Below are 18,577 nucleotides of genomic sequence, written 5' to 3' on the forward strand. Positions count from 1 at the left end.
TACATTCCGGGGCGATTCGTACGGTCCGCTTCGACCGAAAAGGAAATCCCGCTCGATGAACACACGACGCCTCGTCCTGGCCGGCCTCATGACCCTGCTGACGCCCGGGCTCGCCGCCGCCCATCCGCACATCTTTGCCGAGGCGCGGCTGGAAATCGTCTCCGACGAACAGGGCAACATCGGCGAGTTGCGCAATGTCTGGCGCTTCGACGAGCTGTTCTCGGCAAGCGTCGTGCTCGACTTCGATAAGAACTCCAACGCCACGCTCGATCCGGAGGAACTGAAAGAGGTCGGCCAGACCGTGCTGGAGTCGCTTTCCGAGTACAACTACTACACGACGATCTTCGACAACGGGAAATCCGTGAAGGTCAATCGGCCCGACGGCATCACCGTCGACTACAAGGACAACCAGCTCTTGATGATGTTCGCGGTCAAGCCGGCCGAGGCGATGCCGCTCAAGGGCAAGCTCTCTTTCGGCGTCTACGACCCGACCATGTACACGGCGATGGACTTCCCGACAGACGATGACCTGACCGTCATCGGTGAGAAGATCGAAGCGTGCAAGCATCAGGTGGTGCGGCCGGACCCCGACGAGGTGCTGGCCGAGAACAAGGACACGCTCACCGACGCCTTCTGGAACGATCCGACCGGGACCGACATGTCGAAACTCTTTGCAACCAGGATCGAGGTCACATGCTGAACCTGCGCAGGATCGGCGGTCCGCTCGCCGCCGGCCTTCTGCTGGCGGCCCTTTCGGCGACGCTCGCAATGGCGCAATCGCCGCTCGGCATCGGCTCCGCCGAGCCTTCGATCCAAGCGACGGGCCTCTTCGGCGGGTTTTTCGCCTGGGTGAACATGGAGCAGCAAAGCTTCTACCGGCTGCTGACCGGGGCACTCAAGGGCATGCGCGAGAACCCCTGGCAGCTCTGGTCGCTGATCGGCCTTTCCTTCGCCTATGGCGTCTTCCACGCGGCCGGCCCCGGCCACGGCAAGGCGGTGATCTCCTCCTATATGATCGCCAACGAGACGGAACTGAAACGCGGCGTGCTCCTGTCGTTCCTCTCCTCGATCCTGCAGGGCGTCGTCGCGATCCTGCTGATCGGCGCCGTCTATCTGGTGCTGCGCGGCTCCTCGATCAACATGACACGCGCAACCCATTCGCTCGAGGTCGCAAGCTACGCGCTGATTGCCGCCTTCGGCGGCTGGCTGGTGTTCCGCAAGCTGCGATCGGTGATGCGGCCGGCCGCCAGCGACCACGCCCACCGCGAGCACGCTCATCACGATCATGGCCACTATGATCACGGCCATCACGGCCACGATCATTCGCATCACCACCATGAGCACCCCCACTCCCATGACGCCGGCGAGGTCTGCGCCACCTGCGGCCACGTCCACGCGCCGGATCCGCAGATGCTCAAGGGCGACCGCTTTGCGCTCAGCGAAGCCTGGTCGGCGATCGTCGCCGTGGGTCTACGCCCCTGCTCCGGTGCCTTGATCGTGCTTTCCTTCGCGCTCCTGAACGGCCTCTACCTCGGCGGCGTGCTCTCGGTCTTCGCCATGTCGATCGGCACCGCGATCACCGTCTCGATCCTCGCCACCCTCGCCGTCACCGCCAAGGGTTTCGCGCTCCGCTACGCCTCCAGCCAATCGGCCGCGGCCCGCCTCTCGAACGGCATCGAGATCGCCGGCGCGCTGCTGGTGCTGGTTCTGGGGCTTGTTCTGCTGGGGGCCGCGCTGCAAGGCTGATCAGGAGAATTTCAGCCGAGGCGGCCCCTCATCCCGCTGCCGCGACCTTCTCCCCGCACGCGGGGAGAAGGCTAGGTGAGGGGCAATCACTTGCATCAAGGCGGCTTTGCGCCGGCAGTATCAAAGCCCCTTCCGCCGCTGATGCCGGGCGCGCAGCCAGAAGAGCAGGAAGAAGCCGAGCACGAAGAGGGCCCCGACGCCGGCGGCGAGCCATGGGGAAATGTCGCCGAGCCGCACCATGATCGACGGCAGCACGAAGAAGCCGATGCCGACGACCGCCAGGATGATGGCGGCGGCGATCGCCGGCGACTTATCCTTCTTCTCCGGCGTGTTCACGCTTGCTCCCTTGCCGCGAGGTCCGCGCGGATGTCCTCCAGCCGCCGCTTCTGGCGCCCCTCAGGATCGAAATTCTCCGGCGAAAGCCAGGCCTCGAACGCCGCCTTGAGGAGCGGCCATTCGCTGTCGATCATCGAAAACCAGGCCGTGTCGCGATTGGCGTGCTTGGAAATCATGTGCTGGCGGAAAATGCCTTCGAAGGTGAAACCGAGCCTGAGCGCCGTGGTGCGGCTCGGCTGGTTCTCGCTGTGGCATTTCCACTCGTAGCGGCGATAACCGAGGTCCTCGAAAACGTGCCTCGCCATCAGATAATGCGCTTCCGTCGAAAGCGGCGAACGCGACATGGCCGGTCCGTGCGCGACGCCGCCGACCTCGACGACGCCGTTGGCGGGGTCAGCACGCATATAGTTCGCCATGCCGACGACCTTGCCGGTCGCCTTGTCGCGAAACACCTCGGTGATCCATCCGGACTTCGTCTGGACCGCCGAGAGCCAGGCGTCGAAGGCCTCGATTCCCGAAAAATCGTCCTGGGTGAAATATTTGAGCAGCGGGTTGATCGCTAAGCCGCCGAAGGCGTCGTGCCAGAGCGGATCGAGATGCGCCGCCCGGTCATAGGGCTCCACCCGGACATATCGGCCCTCGATCGAGACCGGCTGCGGCGCCGGGCATCCCTTCCACTTGGCAAGATCGCGCATCGATCACTCCTGCGTTGCACTTGCTTCGCAATAGGACAGACGCCGGCCGGTTTCAAATTCAAACTGGTGATCGAACCATGAGCGGAACGGATGTGCTCCGCTCCGCCTGCGGCCTAAATGGAAACCTTCGCCGCGGACACCGTCGCCTCGATATGGTCGACAAGCGCATCGGCAAGTCCAAGCCGTCCGGCTAGAAGATCGAGGTAGCCGCGCTCCGCCCGGCCGTCCGGCTCGATTGCAAGCCGCGACGCCGTGTAGATCTCGACCCGCTCCTCCTCCGTCTTGCCGGCAGCGACGATGGCGTCCAGATCGATCGGATCGGCGAGCTCTTTTTCAAGGAAAGCCGCGGCATCCGCCGAAAGACCGGAAAGGGAGAGCTTGTCCAGGATCCGGCCGCGCTCGGTTGCGTCGATATGGCCATCCGCCCGGGCTGCAGCGATCATGGCGCGAACGAGCACCAGCGCGAAGTCGTTGCTGAGCGCTTCCGGTGCCGCGAAGCCGGAATCGGCCGGCGGTGCGGGGAGTTGTGCGGGTGCTGAAGACGCCGGTTGCGGCGCCTGGCCGGCCTGGTAGTTCTTGTAGGCCTGATAGCCAAGGCCGGCGATCGCCGCCAAGCCGCCGAGAACAGCCGCATTGCCGGCCAGCGTGCGTCCCGACTTCGTGCCGAGCAGCACCGCCGCGATCGCGCCGGTCGCCAGAGGATTGTCCTTGGCGAGCTTGGTCACCTGGTCGGCGCGGCCGCCGACCGTGCCGCCGGCGCCGGGCATCTGCGAACCCAAGAACTGATCCAGCAATTTCTTCGCGTCGAACATCGGCCTCGCTCCTTAGGTTTGACGCGCGGAAGCTTTCGCCTCGCCGCGTCGTTGCGGTGTGAGACATAGGAACCGCGAGGCGAAAATACAAATACGCCCCGGACACGAAAAAGCCGGACAGGAGCCCGGCTTCTTGTGAGTTGCCTGTTTGGCCTGTTATCCTTTGAGGGCGAAGGCCTCGGCGGCAAGCTTGGTAATGCCGGCCCAGTCGCCCTTCGCAACCAGCTCCTTCGGCGCCACCCAGGATCCGCCGACGCAGACGACGTTCGGCAGCGAAAGATAGTCGCGCGCATTGGCGAGCGAAATGCCGCCGGTCGGGCAGAACAAAGTGCCGGCAAGCGGCGAGGACAGCGACTTCAGATAGGCGGCACCGCCGGCCTGTTCGGCCGGGAAGAACTTCATGACGTCGTAGCCTTCCTCGCGCAGCCCCATCACTTCGCTGGCCGTTGCCGCCCCCGGCAGCAGCGGCACCGCGTGGTCATTGGCGACATCGATCAGCTCCTGCGTCGTGCCGGGAGTAACGATGAACTCGGAGCCGGCCTTCACCGCCTCTTTGAACTGCGCGGCGTTGAGGATGGTGCCGGCCCCGGCAACGGCGCCCTCCACTTCGTTCGCCACGGCGCGGATCGCCTCGAGCGCCGCCGGCGTGCGCAGCGTGATCTCGATCGCCTTCAGGCCGCCTGCCACTAGCGCGCGGGCGAGCGGCACAGCGGTTGCCGCATCGTCGATCACCAGCACCGGCACAACCGGTTGCAGCTTGAGGATGGAAAGAAGCTTGTCGGTCTTCGCACTCATGCCCGCGTCCTTTAAAACGATTGAATCCGCCCCTCGCATACTCTTCCTGCCAATCGATGTCGAGCCCGAAAGACGCGCGCATTCCCGCCCCGCATGCAAGCAAATGACAAAATATGATTTGGCGCAAAGACATGGCTTGAGCCTCTGCTACAATCCGATAGTTTCATGACATTCCACTTCTCGAAGTGACGGGACATTTCATGGCGAAGGAGATAGAGCGCAAGTTTCTGGTCGCTTCCGACGGCTGGAAGGAGCGCGCCGACGGAGGGATCAGGCTGCGCCAGGCCTATATCGTCACCATGGAGGATCGTTCGGTGCGCGTGCGGATCCACGGCAACAAATGGGCACGCCTCACCGTCAAGATCGGCAAATCAGCCCTTGTCCGCAACGAATACGAATACGACCTGCCGATGGACGACGCCCGCGAGCTGCTGGCCCAGGGCGTTGGCATCGTCATCGAGAAGCGCCGCTACCGCGTGCCGCACAAGGGCTTTACCTGGGAGGTCGACGTTTACGAAGGGGCACTCGAAGGGCTCGTCGTCGCCGAAGTCGAAATGAAGCGCGAAACGGATTTGCCCGCCCTGCCCTCCTGGGTCGGACGAGAGATTACCGGCGACCGCCGCTATTCCAACCAGGCGCTTGCCACCGAGGGACTCTTGGTCGCGCAACGATGACCTGCGCCTTCGGTCCGGGTCGTCGTCTTACCGGGGACTTTCGCGAGATCGAGCATGCGGTGGCAGTCCTGAACGAGCAGCCGGCCGGAGTGCACCGTGCATCCACCAGGGAGATAGCCGGTAAGGGCTTTCGGTTGCCGCCCGCCGCGATTGCGCTTGGCCGATGAAAGCTGTATTTGCGTCCCGCATGACCGACATGTTCACGACACCGCACCCGGCGGCGCAGGGCCAGTTTCTCGTGGCCGCGCTATACCATTTCGTTTCCTTCGCGCGTTTCGCCGAATTCCGCGAACCGCTGCAGGCGGTCTGCGACGCCAGCGGCGTGAAGGGCACGCTGCTCCTCGCCCACGAAGGCATCAACGGCACGATCGCCGGCAGTGACGGAGGGATTGCGTCGGTGCTCGCCTTTCTGCGCGCGCAACCGGAATTCGCGCGTCTCGAGCACAAGGAAAGCCGGGCCTCGGCCATGCCCTTCCTGCGCATGAAGGTGCGGCTGAAGAAGGAGATCGTCACCATGGGCGTCGACACCATCGACCCCAACAAGGTGGTCGGCACCTATGTGGAGCCGAAGGACTGGAACGCGCTGATCTCCGATCCGGACACGCTGGTCATCGACACGCGCAACGACTACGAGACGGCGATCGGCCTCTTCCGCGGTGCCGTCGATCCGAAGACCAAGACCTTCCGCGAATTTCCCGACTGGGTGCGCAACAACACCGGTCTGCACAACAAGCCGAAGATCGCCATGTACTGCACCGGCGGCATCCGCTGCGAGAAGGCGACCGCCTTCATGAAGGAAGAGGGCTTCGAAGAGGTCTATCACCTCAAAGGCGGCATCCTGAAATATCTCGAGGAAGTCCCGGCGGAGGAAAGCCTCTGGGACGGCGCCTGCTTCGTCTTCGACGAGCGCGTCTCCGTCACCCATGGCCTCGCCGAGGGCGAGCATACGCTCTGCCACGCCTGCCGCCAGCCTCTGGCTCTGGCGGACCTGCAGTCGACGCTTCACGAAGAGGGCGTCTCCTGCGTCCATTGCCACGAGATCCGCACCGACGAGGACCGCGAGCGCTACCGGGAGCGGCAGCGGCAGATCGCCCTGGCGAAGAAACGCGGCGAGCGGCATTTGGGAAGCTGAATTGGTTGCCGTCCGGTCCGCCACTCATCCGCCTGCCGGCACCTTCTTCCTGCCAGCGGGGCGCATCAAATCTCGATCGCCGCTTCGTCCTGCGTATCGATCGCCAATGAGCCGGCTCCGGTGATCGCCATCCAGTCGGCCTCGCTGGCGAGGACCACCGGACAGGACTTTCCATAGAGCTCGGCCGCCACCATCGCCCCGACCGTGACGATCGCGTCGCGCGCCAAGAGCACGATGCCGGCCGGACCGGTTCCACGGCGAAGCGCTTCGGCCAGGACCGAACTGCCGGAGCTCGAGCCGCGCCCTGCCCGCATCACCAGGATGCGGCCGCTCATCACCGCGTTCTTCTGCGGATGCCACTGGTCGATGATCCGGCCGGACGCCGAGTCGAGGCCGCCCCAGAAGCTTAAAGGTTCCGACAGCACCAGGGTTTCCGCCGCCGCCGATCCCGCAACCAGCGTTGTTGCCCGGAGCCGCACCGTCACAGCCGCACCACCTTTCCGGCCCGGGCCGATGCGATGCAGTCCGCAAGCGGGCCGAAGGCGACGTCGACGCCGATATTGCCAGGCGCATAATAGGCCCACTTGCCGGAATTGGTCATGACGGCGCCGGACAAGTCGCGCATTACCGCCGTCACATAGGTGCAGGTATCGATGACCAGCGTCACGCCGGCCTCCCTCAGGCGCTCCTCCCAGCCGCGTCTTTGCAGTTCCTCGAGCACCGCCCGGTGGGTGTTGACATAGACATCGATCGCCGGCCGTGCACCGTCGATCAGTGGCATCAGCCGCCCGAACTCCGAGAGCGAGAAGTGCGGCGTGCCCAAGCTGACGGCAGTCAATGGGGTTCCGTCCGGGACGGTCGAAAGCTTGTGCACGGTTTCCCGGAGGTCCGCCGCCCTCAGCCGGATCACCTCTTCCGGCGCCCTGCCCTGGAAGGCCGCCTCGATCGTCGGCGCCTCCGGCGTCAGCCCTACCGCATGAAAGAGCGCAACGGCGCCAGCGGAAGCCGCGACCGCACCGAGCGCCTTCAGATCGTCCTCGTTCGTCGAGACCGGCAGGCCGGTGATCGCCGGCACCCGGTCGCCGCAGCGCCTGCCGATAGCATGTCCGACGGCGACGCAGGCGAGCCCCGCTTCCGCCCATTCTTCGGGCAGGCTCTCGACCTCCACAAGGATGCGCGCGCGGCGGTTCTCGCCGATATGCAGGCCATAATAGGGCGCACGACCGGTCAAGGCGCAACAGAGATCGATGAAATCGCCATAGCGATTGGTACGGGCGCCGAGCACCGAATTTGCAAAGACGATGGCGTTCGATTCGGCCCAGGCGATCTGGGCGCCGAAGCGCGGCCGGAAGATCGTTTGATAGGGCGCGCAGGTGAAGGTCGGCACGCAGCCGAGCTCCTCATGCGCCCTCATCAGCCGCGCCCCGCCATGGCTGACCTCGTCGCTCCCATGAAAAAGCTCCGGGTGGATAAGGTCGACGGAGCCGACATTGAGCGTCGTCGGCACGCGAACGCGGCCCCCGAGGCTTACCAGATGCTCGACGAAGTCGAGGCTCACCTGGCCGAGATAGAGACAGCCGTCGATATGCGCCGCCTCGATGTCGACGAAACGCTCCGCGCCGACCGCCTCGGCGAAGCGGACGAGCAGCCGCATGGCGAAGGCGGCCGCTCCGCCTTGCTCGCCGGACAGCAGCGATTCGTCGACAGATGAAAGCGCTATGGACATACAGCGGATTAAAGTCTTCCCGTGGCGCAAGTCAATTCGACCACTTGCCGGCATTCAGCCCGGAAGGGTCTCACACTCGTCAAGCACAATGGCAAGCCTGTCCCAAGCTTGGCGGCTACGGGTGAAGACCGCATCTGTCGGCGTGAACAGCGAAGGATCGTCGAGCGTCCCGGCATAGACCGTCCATCGATCATCCTCGAGCGGGCCGGAGCCGAATATCTGGCTGCCGCATGTGACGCAGAAATGCCTGAGCGTGACATTGCCGTTCTCGGCAAATTTCGAATAGGGCTTGAGCTCGCCGGTGAACTCCACATCGGCGCGCGAAAAAATCATGTAGCAGCAATGGCCGGTGCCGGTTGCCCGCTGGCAATCGCGACAATGGCAAAACCCGGAATAGATCGGTGGCCCCTTCGCCTCGTAACGCACGGCACCGCACAGACATCCACCCTTCATGTGCTTTCCTCCTCGAAAGCGGGAAGAATAGCGCTGCGCCTGCGTCAATCAATGGAAGCCGCGCGTCAGGACGCGCGGCTTTGCATGGACACTTCCTGAACCCCCTCGCCCCGGGGAGAGGGCCAGCCCTCGGGATATTCCGCGGTCACCAGCCGGCGATGACCGAGCCCTTGAAGGTCTCGTTGACGAACGCCTTCACCGTGTCGTTGTGGTAGGCGTCGATCAGCGTCTTGACCCAGGGCGCGTCCTTGTCCTTGCCGTTGACGGCGATGATATTGACATAGGGCGCCTTCTCGCCTTCGCGGGCGATCGGGTCCTTGGACGGGTCGAGTCCGGCTTCGAGCGCATAGTTGGTGTTGATGACGGCAGCGTCGACATCATCGAGCGAGCGCGGAAGCTGGGCCGCATCGAGTTCGGCGAAGGTGAAGTTCTTCGGGTTTTCGGCCACATCGGCGGGGCCGACCTTGAGACCGGCGCCTTCCTTAAGCTTGATCAGCCCCTTGTCGGCGAGGATCAGCAGCGCCCGGCCGCCATTGGTCGGGTCGTTCGGGATCGCGACCGTCGCACCCTCGGCAAGCTCTTCGAGGCTGTTCACCTTCTTCGAATAGACCCCCATCGGGAAGTTGACGGTATAGGCGACGCTGACGATGTCGTAGCCGCGGTCGGCGACCTGATTGTCGAGATAGGGCTTGTGCTGGAAGGAGTTGGCGTTGAGCTCGCCATCGGCGAGCGCCTGGTTCGGCACGACGTAATCGGAGAATTCGAGGATCTCGATGTCGAGGCCCTTGCCGGCCGCCACTTCCTTGACCTTTTCCATGATCTGGGCGTGTGGGCCGGGTGTCACGCCGACCTTGATGGTTTCGGCGTTGGCCGCCCCGGCCGCAAAGGCAAGGGCGAGCGATGCTGCGAGGAGGATTTTCTTCATGGGAGGCTCCTTGTTATCTGAAGGAAGTCGCGTGTGGGAGGAAGGGTCAGGTCTTGCGGCTGCGCTTGTCGAAGCGGCGCGCCAGGCGGTCGCCGGCGCTCTGCACGAGCTGCACCAAGACGATCAGCACGATGACGACGATCAGCATCACGTCGGGCATGAAGCGCTGGTAGCCGTAGCGAATGCCGAGATCGCCGAGGCCGCCGCCGCCGACGGCGCCGACCATTGCCGAATAGCCGATGAGGCTCACGATGGTCATGGTGAGCGCCAGCGTCAGCGCCGGCCGGGCCTCGGCGAGCAGCACCTTGAAGACGATCTGCATCGGCGTGGCGCCCATGGCGCGGGCCGCCTCGATCAGCCCCCTGTCGACGTCACGGATCGCCGCCTCGACGAGGCGGGCGAAGAACGGGATGGTCGCGATGGTCAGCGGCACGATCGCCGCCTTGGTGCCGATCGAGGTGCCGGTGACGAGCCGCGTGAACGGTATGATCGCCACGACGAGAATGATGAAGGGCGTCGAACGCGTGGCGTTGACGATAAGACCGACGGCGCGGTTGACATTGGGTGCCGGAAAGAGTTCGCCCTTGCCGCTGGTGGCGAGGAAGATGCCGATCGGCAGGCCGATCAGCGCGCCGACGAAACCGGCGATCGCCACCATGCGAAGCGTGTCGAGCGTGGCCTTGCCGATGAGCATGAGAAGATCAGGCGACATAGCCAAGCACCTCCGTCACCAGGCCGTTCTCGGCGAAGAACCGATCCGCCCTCCCCGCGGTTTCCGGATCCGCGCCATAGGCGACGACCAGCGAGCCATAGGGCTTGCCGCCGATCTCATCGATCGTGCCGGCGATGATATTGACCTCTGCGCCGATCGACTGGATGAGCCGGGAGATCAGCGGCCGCTCGGCCGCCGCGCCGAAGAAAGTCAGCCGCACGACGACCCGGTCGCCAGCCGCTGCAGCGGGCCTGATGTCCCTTGCAACGGCTTCCGGCAGCTTCGAGCCCGGCAGTCCGGATAGAAGGGCCCGCGTCGTTTCGTGCTTCGGATGGGTGAAGACGTCGAAGGTGTGGCCGCGCTCGACGATCTCGCCCTTGTCGATCACCGCCACGTCCGAGGTGACCGCCTTCACCACCTCCATTTCGTGGGTAATCAGCAGCACCGTCAGACCCAGTTCGGCATTGATGCGCTTCAGCAGTTCGAGGATCGATTGCGTCGTTTCCGGATCAAGCGCCGAGGTCGCCTCGTCCGAAAGCAGCAGCTTCGGCTCGGTCGCCAGCGCCCGGGCGATGCCGATGCGCTGCTTCTGGCCGCCGGAAAGCTCGGCCGGGTAGCGGCCGTGCTTGTCGGCGAGACCGACGAGGTCGAGGAGCGGTCGCACGCGCTCATCGATCGCCCGCCTATCCATGCCGGCGATCTCCAGCGGCAGCGCCACATTGCCGAAAACGGTCCGCGACGAAAGCAGGTTGAAGTGCTGGAAGATCATCCCGACCGAGCGTCGAAGGTCGCGCAATGACGCCTCGTCGAGTGCGCCGACATCGACGCCGTCGACGAGCACCTTGCCGGTTGTCGGCTTCTCGAGGCCGTTGACCAGCCGGATTAGCGTCGACTTGCCGGCGCCGGAGCGGCCGATGATACCGGTGATCGAGCCGCGACCAACCGTCAGGCTGACGTCGTTCAGCGCCGTGAAGGCAGCGCTTTGGCCGGAGGCCGCGAAGCGCTTGGAAACGCCGTCGAAGACGACGGCGGCATCCCCGGTCTCAATAGGGGAAGTTGAAACGGTCATTGTCCGGTCGCCTCCGCAGGAGGGATCACAGGGATGTCAGGATACATGATGCTCTCGGATGTTCGAAACTCTCGTCCCTGTCACGTTGCTGGACGGGAGGCGTGTCGGGTCACTCGGACCTGCGACAACGCATTCGGAACGGGGAGCAATTCTCTATCATCGGGCAACCGGTCGGTTCAAGGTCGCGTGCGGCATGGCTGCCATGCCGCCTCGTCTAGGTTGTTATGCCCTTCGCCCCTCCCGTTTCACAGGCACGATTTTTCCTAACGCGGGAGCCCGGCGCAAAAGTCTACTCTTTTTATGTAGAACGATTGCGCCCGCAGTGCGGCGCTGGGAGTCAGGCCGGCTTATGGTTGCCCTTCGGAAACTGCTCCGCGAGCGCCTTATACCAGTGGCCGCTCTTCTTGATCGTGCGGGCCTGAGTCTCGTAGTCCACGTGGACGATGCCGAAGCGCATGCGATAGCCTTCCGCCCATTCGAAATTGTCCATGAGGCTCCAGGCGAAATAGCCGCGCATCGGATAGCCCTTGGCAATCAGGTCGGCGGTGACCGACAGGTGGTCGGCGATGTAGTCGAGCCGCGGCTGGTCGTCGACGACGCCGTTCTCGACGCCCATATTGTAGCAGGCGCCATTCTCGGTGATGTAGCAATCCGGAAGCGTATAGCGGGCGTTGAGGGTTTCCACCAGCGCCCCGAGCGCCGGCGCATAGACCTCCCAACCGATATCGGTCTTCACCTCGCTCACCGGCTTCGCATTGACCGTTGCCGGATATTCGGCACCGGCGGCCGGATCATGCGAAACGCGCATCGGCGTGTAGTAGTTGAGGCCCCACCAGTCGAGCGGCTGGGCGATCGTCGTCATGTCGCCGTCCTCGATCAGCGGCATGCGGGACCCGAGCGCCGAGAGGAAGCCCTCCGGGTACTCGCCCTTGAAGATCGGCCCGAAGAAGACGCCGTTGTGGAAATCGAAGGCGCGCTCGGCCGCGGCCTTGTCCTCGGCGCTGTCGCTGCCGGGACAGACCGGGTGAGCGTTGATGACGATGCCGACCGGCAGGTCCGGCTTTTCGGAGCGGATCACAGCGACGCCAAGGCCGTGGGCGAGATTGGTGAAATGCAGTGCGGCGAGCGCCGCATCCATATTGCGCTCGCCCGGCGCATGAATGCCGTAGAGATGGCTGAGCCACACCGAGCACCACGGCTCGTTGAAGGTCGCCACCGCATCGAGCCGGTCACCGAGCCGGGCGATCACCGTCTTCGCATAGCGCTGGTAGGCATAGGCGGTCGTCCGCGCCGTCCAGCCGCCGTCGCCCATCAGCGCCAGCGGCAGGTCCCAATGGTAGAGCGTCGCAAAGGCCTTGATGCCGCGGGCCTTCAGGCCATCGACTAGGCGGTCATAGAAGTCGAGCCCCTTCTCGTTGATCGGCCCGGTGCCCTCCGGAATGATGCGCGGCCAGGCGATCGAGAAGCGGTAGGCCTCGACGCTGAGGCTCTTGATGAGATCGAGATCCTGTTCCAGGCGATTGTAATGGTCGCAAGCGACGTCGCCATTGTGGCGCTCGAAGACGCGGCCCGGCATGCTGGAGAAGGCGTCCCAGATGGACGGCTTGCGCCCGTCGGCCTTGCTGGCGCCCTCGATCTGGAAGGAGGCGGTGGCCACGCCGAAGACGAAGTCGCCCGGAAATCGTTCTGCGAGTTTCTTGGCTTCGATCATCGTTATTGTCCCGTCGTCTGCACAGCGCGTCGGAAGGGGCGCGGCTGCATTCGTTTCCAATGGGAGAGCGGGGCGCGCGAAAAGACAGGCGTCTTCCATGCCGCTCTCGTTCGTGAGCGTGGCCTAAAGCTGCCGCAGCAAATGTCAACCCCGACAAAAAAGGGCGAGGTGCACCCCCGCCCTTTCCTGAACTTGCCGGATGCGGCTCAGACCTTGATCCAGGCGCCGTTGCGCTGCGACGAGCGTACGCAGGCATCGACGAAGACCATGCCCTTCATGCCATCGTCTATCGTCGGATATGTGACAGCCGGATCCACGGTCTCGCCGTTTCGCCTGGCGTAAATGGCGCGGGCGGCCTCCGTGTAGATATTGGCGAAGCCTTCGAGATAGCCTTCCGGGTGGCCCGACGGAATGCGCGAAACCCGAGCCCCTGCCGCCGAGGCGCCGGCTCCGGCGCGCGTCAGCAGCCGCTTCGGCTCGCCGAACGGGGTATGCCAGAGATAGTTCGGGTCCTTCTGCGTCCATTCGAGACCACCCTTGGTGCCGTAGACGCGCACCATCAGGCCGTTCTCGTGGCCGGGCGCCACCTGGCTGCACCACAGCATGCCCTTCGCCCGCGCACCGTCCTTCTCCTTGAAGCGCAGCATCACATGGGCGTTGTCGTCGAGCTGGCGACCGCCGACGAAACTGTCGAGATCGGCCGACAGTTCGTCGAGTTCGAGACCGGAGACGAAGCAGCCGAGATTATAGGCATGGGTGCCGATATCGCCGGTCGAGCCGCCGGCTCCGGAGCGTGCCGGGTCGGTCCGCCACGCCGCCTGCTTCTGGCCGGACTGCTCGATATTTTCCGTCAGCCAGTCCTGTGGATATTCCATCTGCACCAGCCGGACGGCGCCGATCTCGCCGTTGGCGATCATTTCGCGCGCCTGCCGCACCATCGGGTAACCGGTGTAGTTATGCGTCAGCACGAAGAGCGCGTCGCTGTCCTCCGCCGCCTTCTTCAGCTTCTTCGCGTCGGCAAACGTCGAGGTTAGCGGCTTGTCGCAGATGACGTGGATGCCGCGCTTCAGGAACTCCTTGGCGGCAGCATAGTGCACATGGTTCGGCGTGACGATCGCCACCGCTTCGATGCCGTTCTTGAGCTTCGCCTCTCGGATCGCCATTTCCTTGAAATCCGAGTAGACGCGCGCCGAGTCTAGCCCGAGCTCGCGGCCTGAGGCCTGCGCCTTCTCGGGCGTCGACGACAGAGCGCCGGCCACCAGTTCATAGTGGTCGTCGAGCCGCGCCGCGATCCGGTGCACCGCGCCGATGAAGGCGCCCGAGCCGCCGCCGACCATGCCGAGCCGTATCCGCTTCTGACGAGATTCCGAACTGCTTCCCTCGATTGCCATCGTGCTTTCTCTCCTGAAACTAGCTGTTTGGCGAAGTATCCGCCTGTGCCCCTCCCCAACCCCTTCCCACAAGGCGGAGGGGCTTGAACTGCCGCCTCCGTTCCATTCCCAACTCGACAGATTCGCAAGCGGAGATGTCGCAGGTGGAGACGGAGGGAGCAGCCCGAAAGCCCTCCCCCTTGTGGGGAGGGGGTGGGGCGGGGTTTTGTTCCTTAAATACCCAACATCCGCCGGTTCGCCGCCTCGTCCGTGCCGCTATCGGCAAAATCGTCGAAGGCCTTTTCGGTGACGCGGATGATATGCGCCTTGACGAAGTCCGCGCCCTCGCGCGCGCCGTCTTCCGGATGCTTCAGCGCGCATTCCCACTCGACCACCGCCCAGCCGGCGAAATCATTCGCGGCCATTTTCGAGAAGACTGCGCCGAAATCGACCTGGCCGTCGCCGAGCGAGCGGAAGCGGCCGGCGCGGTTCACCCAGCCCTGATAGCCGCCATAGACGCCCTGCCGGCCGGTCGGGTTGAACTCCGCATCCTTGACGTGGAACATCCGGATGCGGTCCTTGTAGATGTCGATATTGTCGAGATAGTCGAGGCACTGCAGGACGTAGTGCGACGGATCGTAGAGCATGCAGGCTCGGGCATGGTTGCCGGTTCGCTCCAGGAACATCTCGTAGGTGATGCCGTCGTGCAAATCCTCGCCCGGATGGATCTCGTAGCAGACATCGACGCCGCACTCCTCCGCATGGTCGAGGATCGGCTTCCAGCGACGGGCAAGCTCGTCGAAGGCAGTCTCGACCAGCCCTGCCGGTCGCTGCGGCCAGGGGTAGAAGAAGGGCCAGGCGAGGGCGCCGGAGAAGCTCGCCATCGCGTCCAGGCCGAGATTCCTGGAAGCGGTCAGCGCCAGCTTCACCTGTTCGACCGCCCATTGCTGGCGCGCTTTCGGATTGCCGCGCACTTCCGGCACGGCGAAGCCGTCGAAGGCCTCGTCATAGGCAGGATGCACGGCCACCAGCTGGCCCTGCAGATGGGTCGAGAGCTCGGTGATCTCGATGCCGTTGTCGCGCGCCTTGCCGGCGATCTCGTCGCAATAGGCCTTCGATTCAGCCGCCCTCTTCAGGTCGAAGAGCCGACCGTCCCAGCTCGGGACCTGTACGCCCTTGTAGCCGCAATCGGCCGCCCATTTCGTAATTGAATCCCAGGAATTGAAGGGCGCCGCGTCACCGGCGAATTGCGCAAGAAAAAGCCCCGGTCCCTTGATGGTCTTCATGCAAAATTCCTCCCTAGTGGATCGGTTTTCTGAAACACCGGCCTGCCGGTTGAGTGGTATTCAAGCGCTTCGCCCCGCAATTTTCGGGATATCTTATAATACCTGCAACGTTGCAGGAGCGAGAAACTAGCAGATTCTTCGCGAGGGGCAATGGGCTTCTGCCCTGTCGCGAAGAGCTTTTGAATGGCACTCGCGGGCGCCAAAATTCATCCGCGAGTGCAGCGGGTAATCCAATCGCCAGGTCAGACGTAGCGATTGACGACGTTTTCCAGGTACTCCTGCTTGCCGGACTTCGGTTGCGGGTTGAGATCGGCCTTGCGCACCCAGCCCTCGATTTCCTCGAGCGAGAAGCCGCCTTCGAGCATCTTGTTCGCCTCCGGTACCTTCCAGCCGGCATAGCGCTTTTCGAGCGGTGCGGAGAGCGCCTTGTCCTCGATCATCTTCGCCGCCGCCTTGAGACCGCGGGCGCAGCAGTCCATGCCGCCGATATGACCGATCAAGAGGTCTTCCGGATCGATCGACTGGCGGCGCAGCTTCGCGTCGAAATTGGTGCCGCCGGTCTTGAAGCCACCGCCTGCGAGCACATGATAATAGGCGAGCGCCATTTCCGGCACATTGTTGGGGAACTGGTCGGTGTCCCAGCCGGACTGGTAGTCGTTGCGGTTCATGTCGATCGAGCCGAAGATGCCGAGCGCGTTGGCGAGCGCCAGCTCGTGCTCGAAAGAATGGCCGGCCAGGATCGCGTGGCCCTGCTCGATATTGACCTTCACCTCGTTCTCGAGGCCGTACTTTTTCAGGAAGCCGTAAACGGTCGCGACGTCGAAATCGTACTGATGCTTGGTCGGCTCCTGCGGCTTCGGCTCGATCAGGATCGTGCCCTTGAAGCCGATCTTGTGCTTGTATTCGACGACGAGGTTGACGAAGCGGCCGAGCTGGTCGAGCTCGCGCTTCAGGTCGGTGTTGAGCAGCGTCTCATAGCCCTCGCGCCCGCCCCAGAGCACGTAGTTCTCGCCACCGAGCTTCTGCGTCGCGTCGATGCAGGTCTTCACGGTTGCCGCGGCGAAGGCGAAGACGTCCGGATCCGGGTTGGTCGCGGCACCGCCCATATAGCGGCGGTTCGAGAATAGATTCGCCGTCCCCCAGAGCAGCTTGACGCCGGTCTCGGCCTGCTTCCTGGCGAAATGATCGACGATCTCTTCGAGATTGCTGGTGTTTTCAGCGAAGTTCTTGCCCTCCGGGCGCACGTCGGCGTCATGGAAGCAATAGAAGGGCACGCCGAGAAGCTGGAAGAACTCGAAGGCGACGTCGGCCTTCAGCTTCGCCGCCTCCATCGAGTCCTTGAACCAAGGACGTTCGAAGGTCTGCCCGCCGAACGGGTCGCCACCCGGCCAGACGAAGCTGTGCCAATAGGCGACGGCGAAGCGCAGATGGTCTTCCATCCGCTTGCCGAGGACGACCTCGTCGGCATTGTAGTGACGGAAGGCGAGCGGGTTCGTGCTCTCCGGTCCCTCATATTTGATCTTGGCGATATCGCCGAAAAACCCGGTGCTCACGGCTGTCTCCTATCCTGGGCTGTTGCCGGCCCGCTTGTGCGGAACCCGGCGATTTCGTGGAAAGTAATCGTTTTCATATCAGGTTCGGATGCGGCCGGCGGTGCCGGCCCGACTGGGCTTGGCTAAATCGTCGCTCCCTTGATGGCGGGGTAAAGCCGGCGGTAGCGCTGGTAGGCGTCCTCATAGGCCGCCACCAGCGAAGCGTCCGGCGCAATGGTCTCCGCCGTCGCCGGCGCAGAGCAGGTCGCTACCGGGTCGGCGACGGTGGCGGCGATCAGCCCGAGCCGGGCCGCCCCGAAGGCGGCACCGAAATCACCATCTGCTGGCAGGTCGACCGGCAGGGCGAGCGCGGTTGCGATCGACTTCAGCCAGTAGCGCGACCGCGAGCCGCCGCCGATCGCCGTGACGCGATCAAGCGTCGTACCGGCGGCGCGCAATGCTTCCAGGCTGTCGCGGATCGCGAAGGACACGCCTTCGAGCACCGCCTGGGTCAGCGCGGCGCGGGAGCTCTCGTGGCCAAGGCCGGAAAAGACGCCGCGGATCGCCGCATCATTGTGTGGCGTGCGTTCGCCGGAGAGATAGGGAAGGAACGAAACGGAACCTGGCGCCTTTAGCGTGTCGCCGAGCTCGCCCGTCAGGTCGGCGGCACTTCTTCCTGTAATGCCCGAATGCCAATTCAGCGCATCGGTCGCCGAGAGGATCACGCCCATCTGGTGCCAGGTATTCGGGAGCGCGTGGCAGAAGGCATGAACTGCGCTTTCCGGATTGGGAAGATAGCTGGCATTGGCGGCGAACAGCACGCCGGAGGTGCCGAGCGAGACAAAGGCCTGCCCCTCGCCGACCGTGCCCATGCCGCAGGCGGACGCCGCATTGTCGCCGGCGCCGCCGGCAATGACGATCCCCGGCCCCATGCCCCAGCGAGCGGCAAGTTCCGGCCTGAGCGTGCCCGCGCTGTCCGTGCCCTCGACCAGATCCGGCATCTGCCGTTCCTCGAGATGCGTTGCGGCAAGCAGTCTTTCAGACCACCGGCGCTTGCCCGTGTCGAGCCAGGCGGTGCCAGCGGAATCGGACATTTCCGACATGTGCTCGCCGGTCAGCCACAGGCGGAGATAGTCCTTGGGCAGAAGCACCCAGCGCAGCTTGGCAAAAGTCTCGGGCTCGTTCTCGCGCACCCAGGCGAGCTTCGGCGCGGTAAAGCCCGGAAAGACGATATTGCCGGTCAGCGTCCGGAATTGTGGATCGCCATCGAGCGCGGCTGCCTGGCGGAAGCTGCGCGTATCGTTCCAGAGGATGCAGGGGCGAAGCACCGCATCGTCCTCGCCCAGCAGCGTCGCGCCGTGCATCTGCCCCGAAAGGCCGATGCCGCGGACCGCCGCAAGGGCATGCGGATGCGCCGCCTTCAGCCCGGCGATCGCCTCTTCCGTCGCACGCAGCCAGTCGGCCGGGTCCTGCTCGGACCAGCCGGGATGCGGCCGCGACACCTCGAGCGCAGCCGAGGCGGAGCCGATGATCTGCTGCTCGCCGTCGATCAGCATGGCCTTGACGCCGGACGTGCCGAGATCCAGTCCGAGATACATTCGTG

General features: G+C 64.2%; 19 protein-coding genes. 4 read left to right on the forward strand and 15 right to left on the reverse strand.

All coding sequences use genetic code 11. The features are described 5' to 3' along the window. The first annotated feature begins 55 nt into the window (after positions 1-55). Both SS05631_RS12860 and SS05631_RS12865 read left to right on the forward strand, forming a co-directional pair. A complete protein-coding gene (locus SS05631_RS12860; RefSeq protein ID WP_037414371.1) occupies positions 56-700 on the forward strand; it encodes a DUF1007 family protein in 645 nt (214 codons plus the stop codon). Next, entirely contained in the window at positions 694-1,746 is a 1,053-nt protein-coding gene (locus tag SS05631_RS12865; RefSeq protein ID WP_037414369.1) for a nickel/cobalt transporter, read from the forward strand. Before SS05631_RS12860 ends, SS05631_RS12865 begins: the two co-directional genes overlap by 7 nt. A gap of 120 nt (positions 1,747-1,866) precedes the next feature. Here the strand turns inward: SS05631_RS12865 and SS05631_RS12870 are convergent, their stop codons facing one another. The 4 genes from SS05631_RS12870 to SS05631_RS12885 form a co-directional block, all read right to left on the reverse strand. Further along, on the reverse strand, positions 1,867-2,082 hold the full coding sequence (locus SS05631_RS12870) for a hypothetical protein (RefSeq protein WP_037414368.1): 216 nt from the start codon (positions 2,080-2,082) through the stop codon (positions 1,867-1,869). Continuing rightward, positions 2,079-2,777 (reverse strand): GNAT family protein, encoded by a 699-nt coding sequence (locus SS05631_RS12875; RefSeq protein ID WP_037414366.1) that lies wholly within the window; start codon positions 2,775-2,777, stop codon positions 2,079-2,081. The genes SS05631_RS12870 and SS05631_RS12875 overlap by 4 nt, the downstream gene beginning before the upstream one ends. 113 nt (positions 2,778-2,890) lie before the next feature. Further along, positions 2,891-3,589 (reverse strand): tellurite resistance TerB family protein, encoded by a 699-nt coding sequence (locus SS05631_RS12880; protein ID WP_037414364.1) that lies wholly within the window; start codon positions 3,587-3,589, stop codon positions 2,891-2,893. Positions 3,590-3,745: 156 nt separating this feature from the next. Continuing rightward, complete coding sequence (locus tag SS05631_RS12885) at positions 3,746-4,384, reverse strand: 2-dehydro-3-deoxy-phosphogluconate aldolase (RefSeq protein WP_037414363.1); 639 nt, start codon at positions 4,382-4,384, stop codon at positions 3,746-3,748. A 200-nt stretch (positions 4,385-4,584) separates the two neighbouring features. Here SS05631_RS12885 and SS05631_RS12890 point away from each other — a divergent pair, with 200 nt between their 5' ends. Both SS05631_RS12890 and SS05631_RS12895 read left to right on the forward strand, forming a co-directional pair. Continuing rightward, positions 4,585-5,058 carry a CYTH domain-containing protein gene (locus SS05631_RS12890; RefSeq protein ID WP_037414361.1) on the forward strand — a complete coding sequence of 158 codons (474 nt, stop codon included), beginning with the start codon at positions 4,585-4,587 and terminating at the stop codon, positions 5,056-5,058. Between the two features lie 187 nt (positions 5,059-5,245). Then, the gene (locus SS05631_RS12895; protein ID WP_037414359.1) at positions 5,246-6,190 is read left to right on the forward strand and encodes a rhodanese-related sulfurtransferase; all 945 of its coding nucleotides are present in this window, start codon (positions 5,246-5,248) and stop codon (positions 6,188-6,190) included. A gap of 65 nt (positions 6,191-6,255) precedes the next feature. On the opposite strand, the gene SS05631_RS12900 is transcribed toward SS05631_RS12895, so the two are convergent. The 11 genes from SS05631_RS12900 to xylB all read right to left on the reverse strand — a co-directional run bounded on the left by SS05631_RS12900 (position 6,256) and on the right by xylB (position 18,572). Further along, positions 6,256-6,675 (reverse strand): DUF126 domain-containing protein, encoded by a 420-nt coding sequence (locus tag SS05631_RS12900; protein WP_037414357.1) that lies wholly within the window; start codon positions 6,673-6,675, stop codon positions 6,256-6,258. After that, positions 6,672-7,916: an aconitase X catalytic domain-containing protein gene (locus SS05631_RS12905; RefSeq protein ID WP_037414355.1), complete on the reverse strand. Its 1,245-nt coding sequence runs from the start codon at positions 7,914-7,916 to the stop codon at positions 6,672-6,674. Before SS05631_RS12905 ends, SS05631_RS12900 begins: the two co-directional genes overlap by 4 nt. A 54-nt stretch (positions 7,917-7,970) precedes the next feature. Next, complete coding sequence (locus SS05631_RS12910; RefSeq protein WP_037414352.1) at positions 7,971-8,369, reverse strand: GFA family protein; 399 nt, start codon at positions 8,367-8,369, stop codon at positions 7,971-7,973. A gap of 145 nt (positions 8,370-8,514) precedes the next feature. Next, the gene (locus SS05631_RS12915; protein WP_037414351.1) at positions 8,515-9,294 is read right to left on the reverse strand and encodes a MetQ/NlpA family ABC transporter substrate-binding protein; all 780 of its coding nucleotides are present in this window, start codon (positions 9,292-9,294) and stop codon (positions 8,515-8,517) included. Positions 9,295-9,340: 46 nt separating this feature from the next. Further along, positions 9,341-10,006 carry a methionine ABC transporter permease gene (locus tag SS05631_RS12920; protein ID WP_037414349.1) on the reverse strand — a complete coding sequence of 222 codons (666 nt, stop codon included), beginning with the start codon at positions 10,004-10,006 and terminating at the stop codon, positions 9,341-9,343. Beyond that, complete coding sequence (locus SS05631_RS12925) at positions 9,996-11,075, reverse strand: methionine ABC transporter ATP-binding protein (protein ID WP_037414347.1); 1,080 nt, start codon at positions 11,073-11,075, stop codon at positions 9,996-9,998. Before SS05631_RS12925 ends, SS05631_RS12920 begins: the two co-directional genes overlap by 11 nt. Positions 11,076-11,412: 337 nt before the next feature. Beyond that, on the reverse strand, positions 11,413-12,786 hold the full coding sequence (locus SS05631_RS12930) for a GH1 family beta-glucosidase (protein ID WP_037414345.1): 1,374 nt from the start codon (positions 12,784-12,786) through the stop codon (positions 11,413-11,415). Positions 12,787-12,992: 206 nt separating this feature from the next. After that, positions 12,993-14,177 carry a Gfo/Idh/MocA family oxidoreductase gene (locus SS05631_RS12935; RefSeq protein WP_037414343.1) on the reverse strand — a complete coding sequence of 395 codons (1,185 nt, stop codon included), beginning with the start codon at positions 14,175-14,177 and terminating at the stop codon, positions 12,993-12,995. A gap of 212 nt (positions 14,178-14,389) precedes the next feature. After that, complete coding sequence (locus SS05631_RS12940; RefSeq protein WP_037414341.1) at positions 14,390-15,442, reverse strand: sugar phosphate isomerase/epimerase; 1,053 nt, start codon at positions 15,440-15,442, stop codon at positions 14,390-14,392. A gap of 242 nt (positions 15,443-15,684) precedes the next feature. Next, a complete protein-coding gene (xylA, locus tag SS05631_RS12945) occupies positions 15,685-16,995 on the reverse strand; it encodes a xylose isomerase (protein WP_037414339.1) in 1,311 nt (436 codons plus the stop codon). Between the two features lie 122 nt (positions 16,996-17,117). Beyond that, a complete protein-coding gene (gene xylB / locus SS05631_RS12950) occupies positions 17,118-18,572 on the reverse strand; it encodes a xylulokinase (RefSeq protein WP_037414337.1) in 1,455 nt (484 codons plus the stop codon). Positions 18,573-18,577 lie beyond the last annotated feature (5 nt).

It is taken from the genome of Sinorhizobium sp. CCBAU 05631 (assembly GCF_002288505.1).
Lineage (GTDB): Bacteria > Pseudomonadota > Alphaproteobacteria > Rhizobiales > Rhizobiaceae > Sinorhizobium > Sinorhizobium fredii_C.